Annotated in this window: 18 protein-coding genes; 8 read left to right on the forward strand and 10 right to left on the reverse strand. The window is 72.1% G+C overall.

Annotated features, from left to right (window positions below; genetic code table 11):
• The first annotated feature begins 22 nt into the window (after positions 1-22).
• Both AB0412_RS32855 and AB0412_RS32860 read left to right on the forward strand, forming a co-directional pair.
• Complete coding sequence (locus AB0412_RS32855) at positions 23-1,132, forward strand: pectinesterase family protein (RefSeq protein ID WP_366406257.1); 1,110 nt, start codon at positions 23-25, stop codon at positions 1,130-1,132.
• Complete coding sequence (locus tag AB0412_RS32860) at positions 1,116-2,192, forward strand: dienelactone hydrolase family protein (protein ID WP_366406258.1); 1,077 nt, start codon at positions 1,116-1,118, stop codon at positions 2,190-2,192. Before AB0412_RS32855 ends, AB0412_RS32860 begins: the two co-directional genes overlap by 17 nt.
• A gap of 187 nt (positions 2,193-2,379) precedes the next feature.
• Here AB0412_RS32860 and AB0412_RS32865 read toward each other — a convergent pair whose 3' ends face one another.
• From AB0412_RS32865 to AB0412_RS32875, 3 genes are all read right to left on the reverse strand, one after another.
• Positions 2,380-3,210: a pectate lyase gene (locus tag AB0412_RS32865; RefSeq protein WP_366406259.1), complete on the reverse strand. Its 831-nt coding sequence runs from the start codon at positions 3,208-3,210 to the stop codon at positions 2,380-2,382.
• 99 nt (positions 3,211-3,309) lie between these two features.
• On the reverse strand, positions 3,310-4,164 hold the full coding sequence (locus AB0412_RS32870) for a hypothetical protein (RefSeq protein ID WP_366406260.1): 855 nt from the start codon (positions 4,162-4,164) through the stop codon (positions 3,310-3,312).
• Positions 4,161-4,748 carry a SigE family RNA polymerase sigma factor gene (locus tag AB0412_RS32875; protein WP_366406261.1) on the reverse strand — a complete coding sequence of 196 codons (588 nt, stop codon included), beginning with the start codon at positions 4,746-4,748 and terminating at the stop codon, positions 4,161-4,163. The genes AB0412_RS32870 and AB0412_RS32875 overlap by 4 nt, the downstream gene beginning before the upstream one ends.
• A gap of 208 nt (positions 4,749-4,956) precedes the next feature.
• Here AB0412_RS32875 and AB0412_RS32880 point away from each other — a divergent pair, with 208 nt between their 5' ends.
• Entirely contained in the window at positions 4,957-6,387 is a 1,431-nt protein-coding gene (locus AB0412_RS32880; protein WP_366406262.1) for an NCS2 family permease, read from the forward strand.
• A 144-nt stretch (positions 6,388-6,531) separates the two neighbouring features.
• On the opposite strand, the gene AB0412_RS32885 is transcribed toward AB0412_RS32880, so the two are convergent.
• The 6 genes from AB0412_RS32885 to AB0412_RS32910 form a co-directional block, all read right to left on the reverse strand.
• A complete protein-coding gene (locus AB0412_RS32885) occupies positions 6,532-7,989 on the reverse strand; it encodes a penicillin-binding transpeptidase domain-containing protein (protein WP_366406300.1) in 1,458 nt (485 codons plus the stop codon).
• A 116-nt stretch (positions 7,990-8,105) separates the two neighbouring features.
• On the reverse strand, positions 8,106-8,768 hold the full coding sequence (locus tag AB0412_RS32890) for a response regulator transcription factor (RefSeq protein ID WP_366406263.1): 663 nt from the start codon (positions 8,766-8,768) through the stop codon (positions 8,106-8,108).
• A gap of 62 nt (positions 8,769-8,830) precedes the next feature.
• Positions 8,831-10,081, reverse strand: coding sequence for a histidine kinase (locus tag AB0412_RS32895; RefSeq protein ID WP_366406264.1), 1,251 nt, complete (start codon positions 10,079-10,081; stop codon positions 8,831-8,833).
• Positions 10,078-11,091 carry a hypothetical protein gene (locus AB0412_RS32900; protein ID WP_366406265.1) on the reverse strand — a complete coding sequence of 338 codons (1,014 nt, stop codon included), beginning with the start codon at positions 11,089-11,091 and terminating at the stop codon, positions 10,078-10,080. Before AB0412_RS32900 ends, AB0412_RS32895 begins: the two co-directional genes overlap by 4 nt.
• A gap of 84 nt (positions 11,092-11,175) precedes the next feature.
• Complete coding sequence (locus AB0412_RS32905) at positions 11,176-11,649, reverse strand: GNAT family N-acetyltransferase (RefSeq protein ID WP_366406266.1); 474 nt, start codon at positions 11,647-11,649, stop codon at positions 11,176-11,178.
• Positions 11,650-11,652: 3 nt separating this feature from the next.
• A complete protein-coding gene (locus tag AB0412_RS32910; protein ID WP_366406267.1) occupies positions 11,653-12,426 on the reverse strand; it encodes an IclR family transcriptional regulator in 774 nt (257 codons plus the stop codon).
• A gap of 112 nt (positions 12,427-12,538) precedes the next feature.
• On the opposite strand from AB0412_RS32910, the gene AB0412_RS32915 reads away from it, so the two are divergent.
• The 5 genes from AB0412_RS32915 to AB0412_RS32935 all read left to right on the forward strand — a co-directional run bounded on the left by AB0412_RS32915 (position 12,539) and on the right by AB0412_RS32935 (position 16,874).
• On the forward strand, positions 12,539-14,068 hold the full coding sequence (locus AB0412_RS32915) for an aldehyde dehydrogenase (NADP(+)) (protein ID WP_366406268.1): 1,530 nt from the start codon (positions 12,539-12,541) through the stop codon (positions 14,066-14,068).
• 130 nt (positions 14,069-14,198) lie between these two features.
• On the forward strand, positions 14,199-14,807 hold the full coding sequence (locus AB0412_RS32920) for a DUF1349 domain-containing protein (RefSeq protein ID WP_366406269.1): 609 nt from the start codon (positions 14,199-14,201) through the stop codon (positions 14,805-14,807).
• Between the two features lies 1 nt (position 14,808).
• Positions 14,809-14,949 carry a hypothetical protein gene (locus AB0412_RS32925; protein WP_366406270.1) on the forward strand — a complete coding sequence of 47 codons (141 nt, stop codon included), beginning with the start codon at positions 14,809-14,811 and terminating at the stop codon, positions 14,947-14,949.
• Between the two features lie 60 nt (positions 14,950-15,009).
• A complete protein-coding gene (locus tag AB0412_RS32930) occupies positions 15,010-15,723 on the forward strand; it encodes a DsbA family oxidoreductase (protein WP_366406271.1) in 714 nt (237 codons plus the stop codon).
• Positions 15,724-15,821: 98 nt separating this feature from the next.
• The gene (locus AB0412_RS32935) at positions 15,822-16,874 is read left to right on the forward strand and encodes an aminotransferase class V-fold PLP-dependent enzyme (RefSeq protein WP_366406272.1); all 1,053 of its coding nucleotides are present in this window, start codon (positions 15,822-15,824) and stop codon (positions 16,872-16,874) included.
• An 88-nt stretch (positions 16,875-16,962) separates the two neighbouring features.
• Here the strand turns inward: AB0412_RS32935 and thpD are convergent, their stop codons facing one another.
• Complete coding sequence (gene thpD / locus AB0412_RS32940; protein ID WP_366406273.1) at positions 16,963-17,874, reverse strand: ectoine hydroxylase; 912 nt, start codon at positions 17,872-17,874, stop codon at positions 16,963-16,965.
• Positions 17,875-17,880 lie beyond the last annotated feature (6 nt).

Consider the following 17,880-nt stretch of genomic DNA (forward strand, 5'->3'; position numbering starts at 1 on the left):
GCCCGTAGCGAAGGAGCACCCCATGCCCCTGTCCCGTAGGGGATTCCTGCTCACCGCCGGTGCCTCCGCGGGCGCCGCGCTCACCCTGGCGCAGCCGCCCGCGCAGGCCGCCGGCCGGCGTCCGTTCGGCCGGTACGGTTCACCGGCCGCGCGACTGACACCCAGGACGCTGTACGTCCACCCGGGCGGCGCCGGTGACTTCACCACCGTGCAGGCCGCCGTCACCGCCGCGGCCGGTCCCGGGCACACCCTCGTCATCGCACCGGGCGTCTACCGGGAGACGGTGTCGGTCGACGCCGACCGGACCGACATGACCTGGCTCGGCGCCTCCGGCGACCCCCGTGACGTCGTCATCGTCTACGACAACGCGGCCGGCACCCCCAAACCCGGCGGCGGCACCTACGGCACCTCCGGCTCGGCCACCACGACCCTCAGGCCCGACGGGTTCACCGCCCACCGGATCACCTTCGCCAACGACTGGCTGCGCGCCGACCACCCGGGCTTCTCCGGCACCCAGGCCGTCGCCGTCAAGGTGCAGGGTGACCGCAGCGCCTTCCACCACTGCCGCTTCCTCGGCCACCAGGACACCCTGTACGCCGACTCGACGGCGCTCGGCACCTTCGCCCGCCAGTACTTCTCCCACTGCTATGCCGAGGGCGACGTCGACTTCGTCTTCGGCCGGGCGACCGCCGTGTTCGAGCACTGCCACTTCCGCACCCTGATCCGCACCGATCTCGCGGGTGCCCCGCACGGGTTCGTCTTCGCGCCCTCCACGGCCGGCGCCAACCCGCGCGGCTACCTGGTCACCAGGAGCAGGATCAGCAGCGAGGCCCCCGACGGCTACTACAAGCTGGCCCGCCCCTGGGTGCCCAGCTCCGACCCCACCGCCCGCCCGTCCCTCGTCGTCCGGGACACGCACCTCGGGTCCGGCATCGACGCGGTCGCGCCCTACACCAATATGGCGAGCGGCCATCCCTGGCAGGAGCAGCGGTTCGCCGAGTACCGCAACACCGGCCCCGGCGCCGTGATCACCGTGCCCGAGAACCGGCCCCAGCTCACCCGTGCCGAGGCCGCGTCCCACACCCGGGAGGAGTACCTCGGCGACTGGCGGCCGTATGCCCGCACCCGGTGACCTGCCCGCCTTCCACCCGCGGCTGAAGGAGGAGCTGACCTTTCCGCTGGCCTGGGGCGCCTCGCCGGTCCGGGACTTCGAGACCTGGCGGCGGATGGCCCGGGCCAAGGTGGAGGAGCTGCTGATCGTCCCGCCCCAGGACGGCACGCCGTTCGCCGCCGAGTTCACCGGTCGGTCGCACACGCCGGACGGCACACGGGAGTCGGTGACCGTATCGCTGACCCGTTACGCCCGGGTCCGCGGTGTCCTGCTCACCCCGCGGGGCACCGGTCCCTTCCCGGCCGTGCTGCTCCTGCACGACCACGGCTCCCGGTTCGACATCGGCAAGGAGAAGGCCGTACGGCCCTGGTACGACGCCACCCGGCTCCCCTCCGCCCGTGAGTGGGCCGACCGGCACTTCGACGGCCGCTTCGTGGGCGACGAACTCGCCCGTCGCGGCCATGTCGTGCTGTGCCTGGACGCGCTCGGCTGGGGAGAGCGCGAGCCCCTGGAGTACGCGCGGCAGCAGGCCCTGGCGAGCACGCTGTTCCACCTCGGCTCCTCGCTCGCCGGGCTGCTGGCCCGCGAGGACCAGCGGGCCGCCGCCTTCCTCGCCGGCCTGGACCGGGTGGACGCGCGCCGGGTCACCGCCCTCGGCTTCTCGATGGGCGGTTTCCGGGCCTGGCAGGTCGCCGCGCTCAGCGACCACGTCGCGGCGGCGGCGAGCGTGTGCTGGATGACCGGCCTGAAGGAGATGATGGCTCCCGGCGGCAACGCCCTGCGCGGACAGTCCGCCTTCCACATGCTCCACCCCGGGCTCGCCCGGCACCTGGACCTGCCCGACGTGGCGAGCATCGCCGCGCCGAAGCCCATGCTGTTCCTCGGCGGTGCACAGGATCCGCTGTTCACCGCCGAGGGTGTCCGCGCCGCCTACGCCCGACTGCGCGCCGTGTGGAGTTCCGTCGGCGCCGCCGACCGGCTGCGCACCGAGACCTGGCCGGGCGTCGGGCACGCCTTCCCGCGGCGCATGCAGGACGAGGTCTTCGCCTGGCTGGAGTCGGTCACCGCCTCACCCGCCTGACGGGCACGCGGCCCGCAGCCGCCCGTGACCCGGCGACCGGGCACGGGAACGCCCCCGCCGGTCGTCACCGGCGGGGGCGTTCGGCAGGCCGGCCGAGTGGGGGCTCAGTCCGGCGCCGAGCCGGCCGAGGGGGGCTCGACCGGCTCACTGCCGACCGGGGGGTGGCCGGCAGAGCACAGGGGTGGTGTCACTGGTAGCTGATGTCCGCGGAGGTGAAGCGGCAGTACGTGCCGTCCGGACCCGACCCGAGCTCCTTGGGCTCGTCACCCTTGTTGTTGCCCTGGAAGCGCGTGCACGTCTTGATCTTCTTGCCGCTGTCGCCGTGGATGCGGACCTTGCGCAGCGCGGCCGTGTCGCCGTAGTTCTGGTTGATGCCCACGATCGAGTTGGCGGGGCCGGTGACGTCCACGTCGTTGATGATGATGGTCCGCTTGTACTGCGTGGAGCAGTTGCCGCAGGAGCGCACCAGCTTGCCGAAGTTCTCCACCCGGAACCTGGTGACGACCAGCTTGCCGGCGCCGTTGAACTGCAGCACCTTGTCATGGGCGTTCTTCGCGCCGCCGCCGTACACCGTGTAGACGGAGTTCGCCGACTTGCCCTTGAAGCTGGCGGCGTCCTCGCCGACGTCCAGCCACCACACGTTCTGCAGCGTGCAACTGCCCTTGCAGTGCACGCCGTCGGCGGCCGGGGTGCCGATGATCACGTTCTTCAGGGTGGCGCCGTCGGCCAGTTCGAAGACCGGGTCCTGGCCCTCGTCCTGGCTGTCGCCGCCGAGCGCGCCGGTGCCGTAGAACTTCTTCATCTCGCCGTCGTAGACACCGGAGACGGGGATGGTCTTCGACACCGGCTTGCTGCCGGTGTCCTCGGGCCAGGAGGAGGCGGCGCCCGCGGTGGACAGCATCGTGGTGGTGACGATCGCCGCGCCCGTGATGCCGAGCGCGGAGACCCCGGCGATCACCGCCCGCCTTCTGGTGCTGCGGCGGCGGTGCGAGACGCGCTGTTCGGCTCGTGCAGTCATGCCCATTCCTTGCGGTGGGGGAGGTTCCTTGCGCCTCTTGGTCGCCACCGGTGGAGGAAGGGTTGCCGCGGGGGGCGGAATTTCTTCCGGCGTCCCTGTCTAGGAGTCCCCGTCGCCCCGCGCGGCGAAGTCGCCGCTCACCGTGAGCCGTTCGGAGCCGGCCGTCGCGGTCATCGTGTAGCGGTCGGACCCGGCGTCGCGGCCGCCGCGCCGGTGGTCGTACTGCGCGGCGAAGACCCACTCGCCGGGCGGCACCGTGCGGCCCTCCTCGAGCGTCCAGGTGTAGACGAGGAAGCCGTCCCGCTCGTCCACCGTGAGGCCGAAGTCGTCCTCCGGCAGGGAACGCCAGGCTCCCGTCGACACCACGTTGCCGGTCTGCGCGACCCGCAGCTGCACCGTGAGCCCGGTCAGGGGGACGCTCGTCTTCAGCGTGACATTGCTCTGCGCCCAGTAGTGGTTGCTGTGCGGGTCCACCGAGCCGTCCGACCAGAGCGGTCCGTTCTCGGCGCCGGCGTCGGCGGCCGGCGGACGGGCGGTCCTCGAGGCGGGCGGCGAACTCTCGCCGCGGTCCCCCTCCGAGGCGTCCGGTGAGGGATCCGCGGGCGGCACGGGTGCCTGGCTCGTGGCCTGAGGATCCGGTGACGTGGACGTGGACGGTGTGGTGGTCGGCGAGACGGCGACGTGGCGCTGTGCGGGCGCCTCGTCGCCCTTCACCGCGGACGCGACCGCGTAGCCGCCGACCGCGAGCACCCCGGCCACCGCGGCCGTCGCCCCCGCCACCCGCACCCAGCCGAACCCCGCAGGGCGTGCGACCCGGCGGTCGGGCCGGCCGGCCGGGGTGGCCATGCCGCGTTCGATCCGGGCCAGGATGCGCTCCCGGTCCGGCTCGTGCGCACCGGCCGCCTCGTGCAGCCGGGCGCGCAGTTCGTCGTGCACGTCCCGCCGCATCGTCATCGGTCCCTTTCCGCGGGAGCCGCCGCGGCATCCCGCCCGGACGCCGCACCGCCCGCCGCCGCGTGCACCCGCTGCGGCACCTGACGGGTGCCCAGCAGCCGCTGCAACTCGGCCATCGCCTTCGAGGTCTGGCTCTTCACCGTACCCACCGAGATGCCGAGGGCCAGCGCGGTGTCCTTCTCCGACAGGTCGAAGGCGTGCCGCAGCACCACACACGCCCGCTTGCGGAACGGCAGCCGGCGCAGCGCCTCCTGCACATCCACCACGCCCGCCACATCGGGGTCCTCGACCCGCTCCTCGCGGTGCGACCAGAACAGGGCGATCCGCCGCCGCTCGCGCACCGCGCTGCGGATCCGGCTGCGTGCCAGGTTCGCGACCACACCGCGGGCGTACGCCACCGGGTGCTCGGCCGCGCGCACCCGGTCCCAGCGGTGCCACAGCGCCAGCAGCGCGTCCGCCGCCAGATCGTCCGCGGCGTCCCGCTCACCCGTCAGCAGGAAGGCCAGCCGGGACAGTTCGGCGTGGTGACGCTCGAAGAAGGCGTGGAACTCCACGGAGGCGCGGTCGTCCACGACGGTGCCCACGGCTTGCTGCCTCCCCTCGCGGCGGCCGGGCGGTCCAGAGGGCCGGAGCCTAGCAGTGCACGTTCACAGAGTCGCACGGAGGGTCGAACGCCGTACGGAGGCCCGACATGCGATTCCGTAACACGAGGAACACCTGAACTCGACGCGGCGCGGGCACAATCCAGCCAGCATTCGCACACGATCACTCAGGATCGAGGAGCAACTCGCCATGTCCGACACAGACAAGCGGCCGCCCGCCGGGAACGGCCTCGACCGGTTCTTCCGGATATCCGCCCGGGGATCCACGCTCGGCCGGGAGATACGCGGCGGTTTCGCCACGTTCTTCACCATGGCCTACATCCTGGTCCTGAACCCCCTCATCCTCGGCAGCGCGAAGGACAAGTTCGGCGAGCAGCTCGACCCGGTCCAGCTCACCACCGCCACCGCCCTGGTCGCCGCCGTGATGACGGTCATCATGGGCGTCGGCGGCAACCTCCCCCTCGCGCTGGCCGCCGGACTCGGCCTGAACGCCGTCGTCGCCTTCCAGGTCGCCCCGCTGATGAGCTGGGACGACGCGATGGGCCTGATCGTCCTGGAGGGCCTGCTGATCTGCGTGCTGGTGGTGACCGGGCTGCGCGAGGCCGTCATGCACGCCATCCCGCGCGCCCTCAAACAGGCGATCAGTGTCGGCATCGGTCTGTTCATCGCCCTCATCGGCTTCGTCGACGCCGGCTTCGTCACCCGCATCCCGGACGCCGCGAACACCACCGTGCCGGTCCAGCTGGGCGGTACGGGCACCCTCACCGGCTGGCCGATGCTCGTGTTCTGCCTGGGCGTGCTGCTCACCATCGCGCTGCTCGCCCGCAAGGTGAAGGGCGCCATCCTGATCAGCATCGTCGCCATGACGCTGGTCGCCCTGGTCATCAACTCCCTCGCCGATGTGCGGACCTGGGGACTGACCACACCCGAGTGGCCGGACCAGGTGGTCGACGCCCCCGACTTCGGCCTGATCGGCGACTTCAGCCTGTTCGGCGCGTTCGGGCAGGCCGGTGCCGTCACGGTCGTCCTGCTGGTGTTCACGCTGATCCTGTCCGACTTCTTCGACACCATGGGCACCGTCGTCGGCGTCAGCGCGGAGGCCGGACTGCTGGACGAGGAGGGCAAGGTGCCGAACCTCGGCCGGGTGCTGCTCATCGACGGCGCCGCGGCCGTCGCGGGCGGCGCCTCCTCCGCCTCCTCGGCGACCTCCTACATCGAGTCGGCGGCCGGCGTCGGCGAGGGCGCCCGCACCGGCTTCGCCAACCTGGTCACCGGCGGCCTGTTCGCCCTCGCGCTGTTCCTGACCCCGCTGCTGACCATCGTCCCGCTCCAGGCCGCCGCCCCCGCCCTGGTCGCCGTCGGCTTCCTGATGATGACCCAGGTCAAGCACATCGAGTGGGACCGCTACGAGATCGCCATCCCGGCGTTCCTCACCATCGCCGTCATGCCGTTCACCTACTCGATCACCAACGGCATCGGCGCCGGGTTCATCGCCTACGTCGTCATCAAGACGGTGCTCGGCCGGGCGAAGGAGGTCCACTGGCTGCTGTGGGGGACCTCGGCACTGTTCCTCGTGTACTTCGCGATCGACCCGATCGAACAGATCCTCGGGGTCAAGTAGCCCGCACCGCACGGGACAAGAGGCACAAGGGACACAGAGACACAGCGACGGGCCGCCCCCGGGGGGAAGGGGGCGGCCCGTCCGTTCAGACGCCCGTTCGGGCGGTGAGGTTCACTCGCGTGCTCGGTCTGTTCCCGCGCGGGCTCAGTCCTTCAGCGCCGCTTCCATCGCGGCCTTGGCGACCGGGGCCGCCAGACCGTTGCCGCTGACCTCCGAGCGGGCCGCGTCGGACTGCTCCACCATGACCGCCACCGCGACCTCCTTGCCGGTGGAGTCGGACTTGGCGTAGGAGGTGAACCAGGCGTACGGCGTCTTGCTGTTGTTCTCGCCGTGCTGGGCGGTGCCCGTCTTGCCGCCCACGGTCGCGCCGGGGATCTGCGCGTTGGAGCCGGTGCCCTCGTCGACCACCGTCTGCATCGCCGACTGCAGCTGCTCGGCGGTCGAGGAGCTGACGATCCGCTTCGTCTCCGTCTCGTCGCCGTAGTCCCTGAGCACATCGCCGCCGCTGTCGGTGATCTGCGACACCATGTGCGGCGAGACCAGCTCGCCGCCGTTGGCCAGTGCCGCCGACACCATCGCCATCTGCAGCGGCGTGGCGGTCACGTCGAACTGGCCGATGCCCGTCAGCGCCGTCTCCGAGGGGTACATGTCCGACGGGTACACGCTCGTGTACGCCCGCACCGGCACGTCCTGCTCGTCGTCGTTGAAGCCGAACTTCTCGGCCATCGCGCGCACCTTGTCCTCGCCGAGGTCCACGGCCATCTTCGCGAAGACGTTGTTGCAGGAGTACTGCAGCCCCACCCGGATCGAGGCGTTCTCACAGGGCGCGTCCGGGTTCTCGTTGGTCAGGTTCCGGCTGGTGCCCGGCAGCGGGTACGGGTCGGGGCTGTCCGTCCTCTCGTCCACCGACGCGTACAGCCCGTCCTCCAGCGCCGCCGCCGCGACCACCAGCTTGAACGTCGAGCCCGGCGGCAGCGGCTGGCGCAGCGCCCGGTTGGTGAGCGGCTTGTCCGGGTCGGAGGTGAGCTTCTTCCACGCCCCGCCCGCGGTGTTGGCGTCGGTCAGCGACGTCGGATCGTACGACGGGGTCGACACCGCCGCCAGGATCCGGCCCGTCCTCGGGTCGATGGCGACCGCCCCGCCCTTCTTGTCGCCGAGCGCCTCGTACGCCGCCTTCTGCACCGCGGGGTCGATGGTCGTCACCACGTTGCCCGGGTCGGCCCGCTTGTTCGTGACGGTGTCCATCACCGTCTTCAGGCGGCTGTCCGTGCCGTTGAGCAGATCCTGGTAGATCCCCTCCAGCTGCGTCGGCGCGTAGGCCTGCGAGGCGTAGCCCGTCACCGCGGCGTACAGCGGGCCGTTGTCGTACGTGCGCTTGTACGCGAGGTCGCCTCCCTTCGTCCGCGCCGAGCCGGTGACCGACTCACCGGCCACGATGATGTTCCCGAGCGGCTCCGCGTAGGTCTCGATCGCGTTGCGCCGGTTGTCCTTGTCGTCCGCGAGTGCCTGGCCCTCGTAGAACTGCACCCAGGTCGCCCTGGCCAGCAGGGCGAGCACCAGGAGCAGCGCGAAGACCGACGCGCGCCTGATCGTCTTGTTCATTCCGTCCGGACAGACGAACGACAGGGGGCGAATCGTTCCCATCCGACCCGGTTTCTCATCGGGCGTTCATAAAGCCAGGTGAGGGGGCCCGACGACGGAGCCCGCCCGGACGCACGTCACGAGCCGCGCAGGAAGCCCGCCTCGTACGCCGCGATGACGGCCTGCGTACGGTCCCGGGTGCCGGTTTTCGCCAGCACCGACGCCACATGCGTCTTCACCGTGGCGGGTCCCACCTGCATCCGGCGGGCGATCTCCGCGTTGGTCAGCCCGGCCGCCATGTGCCGCAACACCTCGCTCTCCCGGGCGGTGAGCCGCGCCACCCACTCCGGGGGCGCGGGGGCCGCGTGCGCGTGCTCGGTGGCGAGCCTGCGCACCGCCGCCGGGAACAGCAGCGTGTCGCTGCGCGCCACCAGCCGCACCGCCCCCACCAGCGCGTCCGCCTCCGCCCGCTTCAGCAGGAAACCGGCGGCCCCCACGCGCAGCGCGTCGTACACGTACGCGTCGTTCTCGAAGGTGGTGACCACGACGACGCGGGGCGGCTCGTCGAGGCCGGCGAGGATCTGCTCGGTGGCCCGGATGCCGTCGATCTCCGGCATCCGCACGTCCATGAGCACCACGTCGGGCCGCTTCTCCCGTACCACCGCCACCGCCTCGGCGCCGGTGGCCGCCTCGCCGACGACCTCGAGATCCGGCTCGGCGGAGAGGATGGCCCGCAGTGCCGTGCGCACCATGCGCTCGTCGTCGGCGAGGACGACACGGATCGGCGGGGTGCTGGTCATGGGTGGTCCTTCCCTCGCCCGGGTGGTCTCTGATGTCCGGTGGCCGTCCGGAGCGCGGCCGGTCATCCGCTCTCGCGCAGCGGCAGCCGCACCCGCAGCCGCCAGGTGTCCCCGGCGGGCCCCGCCCGCATCGTGCCGCCGAGCAGCCGGGCGCGCTCCTCGATACCGGCCAGACCGTGGCCGCCGCCCGGACGCGAGGGGGCGGCGGGTTGCCCGAGCGGGTTCTCGACGGTGATCTCCAGACGGCCGTCGCGCACGTCCACGGACAAGGCCGCACAGACGTTCTCGCCGCCGTGCCTGAGTGCGTTGCTCAGCCCCTCCTGCACGATCCGGTAGGCCTCGCGGGACAGCACCGGCGGCAGGTCCTCCGGGGCGGTCCCGATCGTCGCGGTCACCTCCACCCCGCTCGCCCGGGTGCGGCGCAGCAGGTCGTCCAGGTCGGCGCCGAGGGTGGGCGCGGGCGCGGTGCCGGGGCCGTCGCCGTCCCGCAGCACGCCGAGCACCGCGTCCAGTTCGCCCACCGTGCGCCGGGTGGTCGCCTCGATCGCCGCGAGGGCCTCGCGGACGAACTCCGGGTCGGTGTCGAGGACCCGGCGCGCCGCGCTCGCCTGGAGGGTGACCGCGCTGAGCGCGTGCCCCACCGAGTCGTGCAGCTCGCGCGCCAGGCGGTTGCGCACCGCCAGATCGGCCGCGCGCTCCTCGGCGGCGGCGAGCCGGTCCTCGGGCGTCGGCCCGAGCAGCGCGGGCGCCCACCGGGCCAGCAGGGCGCCGGCCCCCGCGGAGACCCCGGCCAGCGCCAGCAGCGACGCCACTCCCGCGACCGGCGTGAGCGCCAGCGCCCAGGTGTGGTCGAGGAATTCCGGGAACCAGGGCGCCCGGTCCGTCAGCCACGAGTAGAACGGCAGCACGATCAGCACCACCGCGAACGGCGGCAGCGCCAGCGACATCCCGGAGACGATCCCGCCGATTCCCACGTGCAGCGTGAACCACATCGCCGTGCGGCCGCGCGCCGCCCAGCTGCGGGCCGGTTCGTACGCCAGCCGGTCCGCGTCGATCCCGCACAGCACCCGCACCGCCGCGGCCTCCAACGGCCGGGTCAGCGGGAACAGCGAGGTGACGGCGGCGATCGGCAGTCCCACGCCGAACGCGGCCAGTTGCAGAGGCAGCGGACCGAGCACGGAGTCGTCCACGGCCGGACCGATGATCACCTCTCCGACCAGCACGAACGGCATGGCGAGCGCGCCGCCCAGGACCAGATGGACCCAGCGCAGCCGCGCCCGCCGCCCGAACAGCGCCCGGAGGAAGGCGCTCACGGGGTGGGCCGGGCGGCCCTGGAGCGAAGGACGAGGAAGCGCACGGCCAGACCCGCCACGAGGATGCCGACGATCATCTGGCCAGCGTAGGTGAGATGCATCAGCGCGGTGGGCCGTTCCGCGGCGTCGTCCGTGACGGCCAGGGAGGCCACCGACTGCCAGCCCGCCCAGCAGGCGATGGCCGCGGACGTGATCCAGGCGAGGGCGAGCGGCACCTTCACCGGCACCGCCCGGCCGCGGCGGAAGGCGAGCATCAGGCCGGCCGCCGCGGCGCAGGCCAGGAAGACGGTGGACTGTGCCTCCACCACGTGGAAGTCGCTGCTCCGGTCGGCGATCAGGTCGTCGTTGAGGCCGGCCATGGCGCCGCAGGCCCACAGCAGGTGGGCGGTCAGCGGCAACAGGGCGAGCACGGCCGCGGCGACGGCGACCGTCTTCTGGGCGGGAGTGCCGAAGCCGGCACACGGCAGGTCCCACAACCGGCCCTGCCACAGCCGGCCCCAGCGGTCCCGGGCGTACAGCGCGAAGAGCGCCCCGAGGGCCAGGCCCTGCACGATGAAACCGCCGTAGACGACACCGAACACCCAGCTGTGCAGGAAGGGTTCGCCCCCGTCGTCGGTCGCGTCCACGCTGCCGCCGAAGGCGCTGACGACGAGCTGGACGGGGAAGCCGGTCATGATCGGGGTGAGCAGCCCGGTCGCCACCCACACGGGGACCGCCAGCAGCCACGCGGGCAGCCGGAGCCCCCACGGCCGGGTCAGGACCAGCGCCAGCACGATCACACACGCGTCCATCAGGACGGTGACGCCGTTGGCCACGGTCACGGCGGTGCGGTGCTCCAGCAGCACGCTGCCGTCCGGGATCCCGACGTGACTCCCGGCGAGCCAGGCGATCTTGAGGCTCAGATAGGGCAGACACGCGGCGACGGCGACGGCCCGCAGGACCCTGCGGGCTCGGCCCGGAACAGCAGCGGGGCTGCCGGGCTGCGCGGAGAAGGCGACTGTCTCGGTCATGCCCCCACACTCCCGCGCCCGCCGCCCCGCGCACGTCGTGCCGTCCGACGATCCGCCTCCGCCGCACGGGGGAGATCAGCGGGCTCAGGCGTCCAGCGTCAGCACCAGCTCGTCGATCTCCGCACCCCGCGCGGGCGCGTACGAGGTGAGGCTCGCGGAGACCTCGAAGCCGCACTTCTCCAGCACCCGCCGCGATCCGGCGTTGTCGGCGGCCAGGCGTGCGTGCAGCGGGCGTTCGGTCACCTCGGTCAGCAGCGCCCGCAGCGCGGCCGTGGCGATGCCCTTGCCCCAGTACGCGCGGTCGATCCAGTACGTCACCTCACGCTCGCCCGGCTCCCCGTACACCGCCGCGTGGCCCACCACGTCCCCGTCGCCCAGCACGGTGCGCGTGACGACGGCCGGGGAGGAGAGGATCTTCGCCCAGTGGGCGTCGAAGGCGTCCCGGTCGGCCGGGTCCTCGGGGGTGAAGGCCGCCATGCGCAGGGCCTCGGGGTCGTTCAACTGCCGGTAGAAGACGGGCAGATCGCTGTCGTGCACCTCGCGCAGGGCGATGTCCATGGGTCAGAGCCTCCGGGTGGCCAGGGTGAGCCGGTCGCGTGCGTCGAACAGGGCGTCCTTCACCATCTGTTCGTGGGCGGGGGTGAGACGCGCGACCGGCACCGAGCAGCTGATCGCGTCTCGCGCGGGGGTCCGGTACGGGATCGCCACGCCGAAGCAGCGCAGGCCGAGCGTGTTCTCCTCGCGGTCCACGGCGTATCCCTGCTCCCGGACCTGCTGAAGCTCCTCGATGAGCTTCTCACGGTCGGTGATGGTGTTCTCGGTCAGCGCGGGCAGCGTCTCGGGGAGCATCTTGCGCACCTGCTCGTCGCTGTAGGTCGCGAGGATGGACTTGCCCAGCGAGGTCGAATGGGCGGGCAGCCGCCGGCCGACCCGGGTGAAGGGGCGCAGATAGTGCTGCGACTGCCGGGTGGCCAGGTAGACCACGTTGGTGCCGTCGAGCCGGGCCAGGTGGATGGTCTCCGTGGTGTCGTCCGAGAGCCGGTCCAGCGTGGGGCGGGCCGCCGCGACCACCTCGTCACCGTCGATGTAAGAAGTGCCGACGAGCAGCGCGCGCACGCCGATGCCGTAGCGCGTGCCCGTCGCGTCCGTCTCCACCCAGCCGAGGTCCACCAGGGTGCGCAGCAGCATGTAGAGGCTGGACTTGGGGTAGCCGACGGCCTCCTGGACCGCGGCGAGGGAGTGCATGCCCGGGCGGCCGGCGAAGTACTCCAGCAGCTCGACGGTCCGCACCGCCGACTTGACCTGCGCTCCGCCGCTCGTCTCGCCTGCCGACATCGCCCCTGACCCCTTCGTTCGCCGAGAAACTATGGATATAGTCTCCACGCGTATTCACCAATAGAGACAGCGTTCAGTATATCGAACGTCCCTAGATCTGGAGGGACCCGCGGTGGCAGCAGCACCAGTGTGGAGTGTCGACCCCCGAACCGGGAAGCAGCGTGAACAGGTTGCGGTCGAGGCCACGGCCCAGGAGGTGGACGCCGCCGTCCGGGCCGCCCACGAGGCGCGGGACACCCTGGCCGACCGCGGCGTCCGCGCGGCCTTCCTGCGGTCCTGCGCGGACGAGCTGGAGGCGGCCAAGGACGTGCTCGTCGAGACCGCCGACGCCGAGACCGCCCTCGGGCCGGTCCGGCTGAACGGCGAACTCGCCCGCACCTGCTACCAGCTGCGGGCCTTCGCCGGCATCGTCGACGAGGGCGCCTTCCTCGACGTCGTCATCGACCACCCCGACGACACCGCCACCCCGCCCGTCCCCGACCTGCGCCGCTACAAGGTCCCGCTCGGGGTCGTCGCCGTCTACTCGGCGTCCAACTTCCCCTTCGCCTTCTCCGTCCCCGGCGGCGACACGGCGAGCGCGCTCGCGGCGGGCTGCCCGGTCGTCGTCAAGGCCCACCCCGACCACCCGGCCCTGTCCGAGCTGGTCGCCAAGGTGCTGCGCCGGGCCGCCGCGCGGCACGGGCTGCCCGAGGGTGTGCTGGGCCTGGTGCACGGCTTCGAGGCCGGCGTCGAGCTGATCAAGCACCCGCTGGTCGCCGCGGCGGGCTTCACCGGGTCGGTGCGGGGCGGCCGCGCCCTCTTCGACGCGGCGGCGGCCCGTCCGGTGCCGATCCCGTTCCACGGCGAGCTGGGCTCCCTGAACCCCGTGGTGGTCACGGAGGCGGCCGCGGCCGAGCGGGCGGAGGAGATCGGGGCGGGGCTGGCCGGTTCGATGACGCTGGGCGTCGGCCAGTTCTGTGTGAAGCCGGGGCTGGTGCTGGTGCCGTCCGGCGCGGCGGGCGACGGCCTGGTCAAGTCGCTGACCGACGCGGTGAGCAATGCGGGCGGCGGGGTGCTGCTCGACCACCGGATGCGGGACAACTTCGTCGCCGGGGTCGCGGAGCGCGCGGAGCTGGCGGGCGTGGAGTCGCCGGTGACGCCGGGGGCGGGGAGCGAGCACACGGTCAGCCCCGGGTTCCTGACGGTGCCGGCCGAGAAGCTGACCTGCGAGGGGGAGCACGACCTGCTGCTGGAGGAGTGCTTCGGTCCCGTCACTGTCGTGGCCCGCTACGAGGACGACGCCGAGGCGCGGGCGGTGTTGTCGCGGCTGCCGGGGAATCTGACGGCGACGGTTCAGCTGTCCGCCGAGGAGGCGGCGGGGCAGGGCCGGGGAGCGGAGATTCTTGCCGAGCTGACTCCGCTGGCCGGGCGTGTGCTGGTGAATGGCTGGCCGACGGGGGTTGCCGTCGCTCCTGCGCAGCACCATGGGGGGCCGTATCCGGCCACTACCTCTACGTCTACTTCGGTGGGCGCTACGGCGATCGAGCGGTGGCTGCGGCCGGTGGTGTACCAGAACACGCCGGAGGCGTTGCTGCCGGAGGAGTTGCGGGATGGGAATCCGCTGGCGCTTCCTCGCAGGTTCAACGGGCGTTTGGAGCGGTAGCGCCGTCGGGGTGCGGTGGCCTGCGGAGTGCCGGTTCGTTGTGGCTGGTCGCGCCCACGCGGCGGGAGCCGCACATTGACAGAGCCCCGCGCCCCTGAGGGTGTTGTGCTGGGCCTGTGATAATCGGCTGATGGATGTTGAACTCACCGAACTGCCGTTTCCGCTCCGTACTTATGGGCCCGACGGGCACTGGTCCTACGAGGACGGGGTGCTCACCGGGTGGGCCGGGGCGCGGCAGGATCGGTTCGTGCCGCCTACGGGGGAGGGGCTGGAGTCCGCTGCCGACGCGCCGCGGTTGCTCGGGGCGCCCGAGGGGGACTTCCAGCTCATCGCCCGGGTGACCGTCGGCTTCGGGGCCGCCTTCGACGCCGGGGTGCTCTATGTGCACGTGGGGGAGCGGGCCTGGGCCAAGCTGTGTCTGGAGAACTCGCCGGATGTGCCGACCGTCTGCACGGTGGTGACCCGAGGGCACTCCGACGACGCCAACTCCTTCACCGTGGACGGCAGTTCCGTGTGGCTCCGGGTGAGCCGCACCGGGCGGGCCTTCGCCTTCCACGCCTCCCGGGACGGCAAGCGCTGGACCTTCGTCCGGCTCTTCACCCTGGGCGACGAGAAGGAGACGGGGGCGGCCCTGGTCGGCTTCATGACCCAGTCGCCGATGGGGGAGGGCTGTGTGGTGACCTACGACCACATAGAGTTCCGGCCGAGCTGGCCGAGCGACCTGCGCGACGGAAGCTGACATGCCCGACTCCTTGGCGATCAGGCCCGCCCGGCCGGCCGAGGCCGTCGGCACCGCCCTTCACGCGGCCTGTGTGCGGCATTGGCAGGCCGACGGCAGCCGCGGGGCGGTCCTCGACGGGGGAATGAAGTCCGCTGGTTGAAGGTTCACGTACTCGGCGGAGGGTGTCTCCGCGTCCGTACGAGCTGGAGAGTGCCCCCACATGCGCGTCGAGATCTGGTCCGATATCGCTTGTCCCTGGTGTTACGTCGGGAAGGCTCGATTCGACAAGGCGCTGCGTGCCTTCGCGCACCGGGACGACGTCGAGGTGGTGCACCGGTCCTTCGAGCTGGATCCGGGGCGGGCCAAGGGAGACATCGAGCCCGTGATCACCATGCTCACCAGGAAGTACGGCATGAGCGGGGCCCAGGCCGAGGCCGGGGAGGAGAACCTCGGGGCCCAGGCCGCCGCCGAAGGGCTGCCCTACCGGACGCGGGGGCGGGACCACGGCAGCACCTTCGACATGCACCGCCTGCTGCACTTCGCACGCGAGCAGGGGCGTCAGGAGGAGCTGCTCGATCTGCTCTACCGGGCCAACTTCGCCGAGGAGCGGTCCGTCTTCGACGACGACGAGCGGCTCGTCGAGCTCGCCGGTGAGGCCGGTCTCGACACCGAGGCGGCTCGCACGGTGCTCGCCGATCCCGAGGCGTACGCCGCCGAGGTGCGGGACGACGAGCGGGAGGCCGCGCAACTCGGTGCGCGCGGCGTGCCGTTCTTCGTGCTCGACCGCACCTACGGCGTCTCCGGCGCCCAGCCCGTCGAGGTGTTCGCCCAGGCGCTGACCCAGGCCTGGGGCGAGCGTACGCCGGTGCGGCTGATCGAGGGTGGGGAGGCCGAGGCGTGCGGGCCGGACGGGTGCGCCGTGCCACAGTCGTAGCAAAGGCCCAGGTCAGGGCGTATCCATAAGCGTTGCTTAGGGACATCACGCAGAATTATGCAATGGACGGGGGGTTTCCGGGGCCGCAGAGTGGAGCCATGGAGACCTTCGAGAATCTCGTCCGTGCCGAGTTCGCCCCGAAGCACACCTACCTCAACACCGCGAGCAACGCGCTGCTCCCGGCCCGTGCCGTGACCGCCCTCGACCGGGCCGCACGGCTGCGGGCCGAGGGCGGTGCGCTGGATCCGCTGTTCGCCGACGTCGAGGCCTGCCGGGCCGCGTACGCCCGGCTGGCCGGGGTGCCCGCCGAGCGGGTGGCGGCGGGGGCCACGGTCGCCCTGTTCACCTCGCTGATCGCGGCCTCGCTGCCGCCCGGCGCCGAAGTCCTCACCGCGGAGGACGACTTCACCTCCGTGCTCAACCCCTTCCACGCCCGCGGCGACCTCAAGGTGCGCGCCGTGCCGCTGGAGCGGATCGCCGACGCCGTGCGGCCGGGGACCGCGCTCGTCGCGGTCAGCGCCGCGCAGTCCGCGGACGGCAGGATCGCCGACCTGGCTGAGCTGCGCGAGGCGGCACGAGCGCACGGGGCGCGGACGTACGTCGACTTCTCGCAGGGCGCCGGATGGCTGCCGCTGGACGGCGACGCCTACGACTACTCCGTGGCCATCACCTTCAAGTGGCTGCTCGGCCCGCACGGGGCCGCCTTCCTGGTGGTGCCGGAGGACTTCGGCGACCTGGCGCCGGTGCAGGCGAGCTGGGTGGCGGGCGAGCGGCCGTGGGACAGCTGCTACGGTCCGGTCACCGAACTCGCCCACTCCGCCCGGCGGTTCGACTCCAGCCCTGCCCTGTTCACCTACGCGGGCCTGCGCGCGTCCCTCGAACTCGTCGAGGAGATCGGCGTCGACACCGTCCGCGCCCACGACCTCGCCCTCGCCGACCGCTTCCGCGCGGGGCTCGCCGAACTGGGCCACGAGCCCGTGCCCGCACCCGGCTCACCGATCGTGTCCGTGCCCGGACTCGGCCGCCTCCAGCCGGAGCTGGCGAAGGCGGGGATCGCGGTGTCCGACCGGGCCGGGAACCTGCGCGCGTCCTTCCACCTGTACAACACGGCCGCCGACGTGGACCGGCTGCTGGACGCGCTGTCCGGCTGAGCGGCAGGACGCGGCCGACGGCACGGCAGCGGGCCGGTGCCTCCCTGTCCCACACGAGGAGGCCCGGCCCGCGGTCTGTGCAACGCCGTTACCTCACCGGCGTGAAGTCCCGCGCCCCGATGAACTCGGGCCGCCTGACGGGCGCCGCGAACGGCTCCACCGCGGCGTTCTCCACGCTGTTGAACACGATGAAGACATTGCTGCGCGGGAACGGGGTGATGTTGTCCCCGGAGCCGTGCATGCAGTTGCAGTCGAACCAGGTCGCCGAGCCGGCCCTGCCGGTGAACAGCTTGATGCCGTGCTCGGACGCCATCGCGGTCAGCGCCTCGTCGGACGGCGTGCCCGCGTCCTGCATCTGCAGCGACTTCTTGTAGTTGTCCTTCGGCGTGGCCCCCGCGCACCCGAGGAACGTCTTGTGCGACCCCGGCATGATCATGAGCCCGCCGTTGGTGTCGTAGTTCTCGGTCAGCGCGATCGAGACCGACACCGTGCGCATCCGGGGCAGACCGTCCTCGGCGTGCCAGGTCTCGAAGTCCGAGTGCCAGTAGAAGCCACTGGCCCCGAAGCCCGGCTTGACGTTGATCCGCGACTGGTGGACGTACACGTCCGAGCCGAGGATCTGCCGGGCACGGCCGACGACGCGCTCGTCGCGCACCAGACGCGCGAACACCTCGCTGATCCTGTGCACCTCGAAGACCGAGCGGATCTCCTTGGACTTCGGCTCGACGATGGAACGCTCGTCCGCGCGGATCGCCGGGTCGGTGACGAGCCGGTTCAGCTCGTCCCGGTAGACGGCCACCTCGTCGTCGCCGATCAGCTGGTCGATGGCGAGGAAGCCGTCACGCTCGAAGGCGCCCAGGTCGGCCGGTGTGATCGGGCCGGGTGCGTCGGGCGCGCCCCAGACGACGGGGTCCTGGCGCGGGGTGAGCACCTCGGCGGTGCCCCGCGTCGGGTACAGGTCGGGGACCTGCGTCTCGGTGGTGGTGGTCGCGGTGGTCATGGAACC

Source organism: Streptomyces sp. NPDC052012 (genome assembly GCF_040689265.1).
GTDB lineage: Bacteria > Actinomycetota > Actinomycetes > Streptomycetales > Streptomycetaceae > Streptomyces.

What these genes read in the sequence shown, in the direction of transcription:
- AB0412_RS32855 (WP_366406257.1), top strand. Translation starts at nt 23, where the DNA reads ATGCCCCTGTCCCGTAGGGGATTCCTGCTCACCGCCGGTGCCTCCGCG.
- AB0412_RS32860 (WP_366406258.1), top strand. Translation starts at nt 1,116, where the DNA reads ATGCCCGCACCCGGTGACCTGCCCGCCTTCCACCCGCGGCTGAAGGAG.
- AB0412_RS32865 (WP_366406259.1), bottom strand. Translation starts at nt 3,210, where the DNA reads ATGACTGCACGAGCCGAACAGCGCGTCTCGCACCGCCGCCGCAGCACC.
- AB0412_RS32870 (WP_366406260.1), bottom strand. Translation starts at nt 4,164, where the DNA reads ATGACGATGCGGCGGGACGTGCACGACGAACTGCGCGCCCGGCTGCAC.
- AB0412_RS32880 (WP_366406262.1), top strand. Translation starts at nt 4,957, where the DNA reads ATGTCCGACACAGACAAGCGGCCGCCCGCCGGGAACGGCCTCGACCGG.
- AB0412_RS32885 (WP_366406300.1), bottom strand. Translation starts at nt 7,989, where the DNA reads ATGAACAAGACGATCAGGCGCGCGTCGGTCTTCGCGCTGCTCCTGGTG.
- AB0412_RS32890 (WP_366406263.1), bottom strand. Translation starts at nt 8,768, where the DNA reads ATGACCAGCACCCCGCCGATCCGTGTCGTCCTCGCCGACGACGAGCGC.
- AB0412_RS32900 (WP_366406265.1), bottom strand. Translation starts at nt 11,091, where the DNA reads ATGACCGAGACAGTCGCCTTCTCCGCGCAGCCCGGCAGCCCCGCTGCT.
- AB0412_RS32905 (WP_366406266.1), bottom strand. Translation starts at nt 11,649, where the DNA reads ATGGACATCGCCCTGCGCGAGGTGCACGACAGCGATCTGCCCGTCTTC.
- AB0412_RS32910 (WP_366406267.1), bottom strand. Translation starts at nt 12,426, where the DNA reads ATGTCGGCAGGCGAGACGAGCGGCGGAGCGCAGGTCAAGTCGGCGGTG.
- AB0412_RS32920 (WP_366406269.1), top strand. Translation starts at nt 14,199, where the DNA reads ATGGATGTTGAACTCACCGAACTGCCGTTTCCGCTCCGTACTTATGGG.
- AB0412_RS32925 (WP_366406270.1), top strand. Translation starts at nt 14,809, where the DNA reads ATGCCCGACTCCTTGGCGATCAGGCCCGCCCGGCCGGCCGAGGCCGTC.
- AB0412_RS32930 (WP_366406271.1), top strand. Translation starts at nt 15,010, where the DNA reads ATGCGCGTCGAGATCTGGTCCGATATCGCTTGTCCCTGGTGTTACGTC.
- AB0412_RS32935 (WP_366406272.1), top strand. Translation starts at nt 15,822, where the DNA reads ATGGAGACCTTCGAGAATCTCGTCCGTGCCGAGTTCGCCCCGAAGCAC.
- thpD (WP_366406273.1), bottom strand. Translation starts at nt 17,874, where the DNA reads ATGACCACCGCGACCACCACCACCGAGACGCAGGTCCCCGACCTGTAC.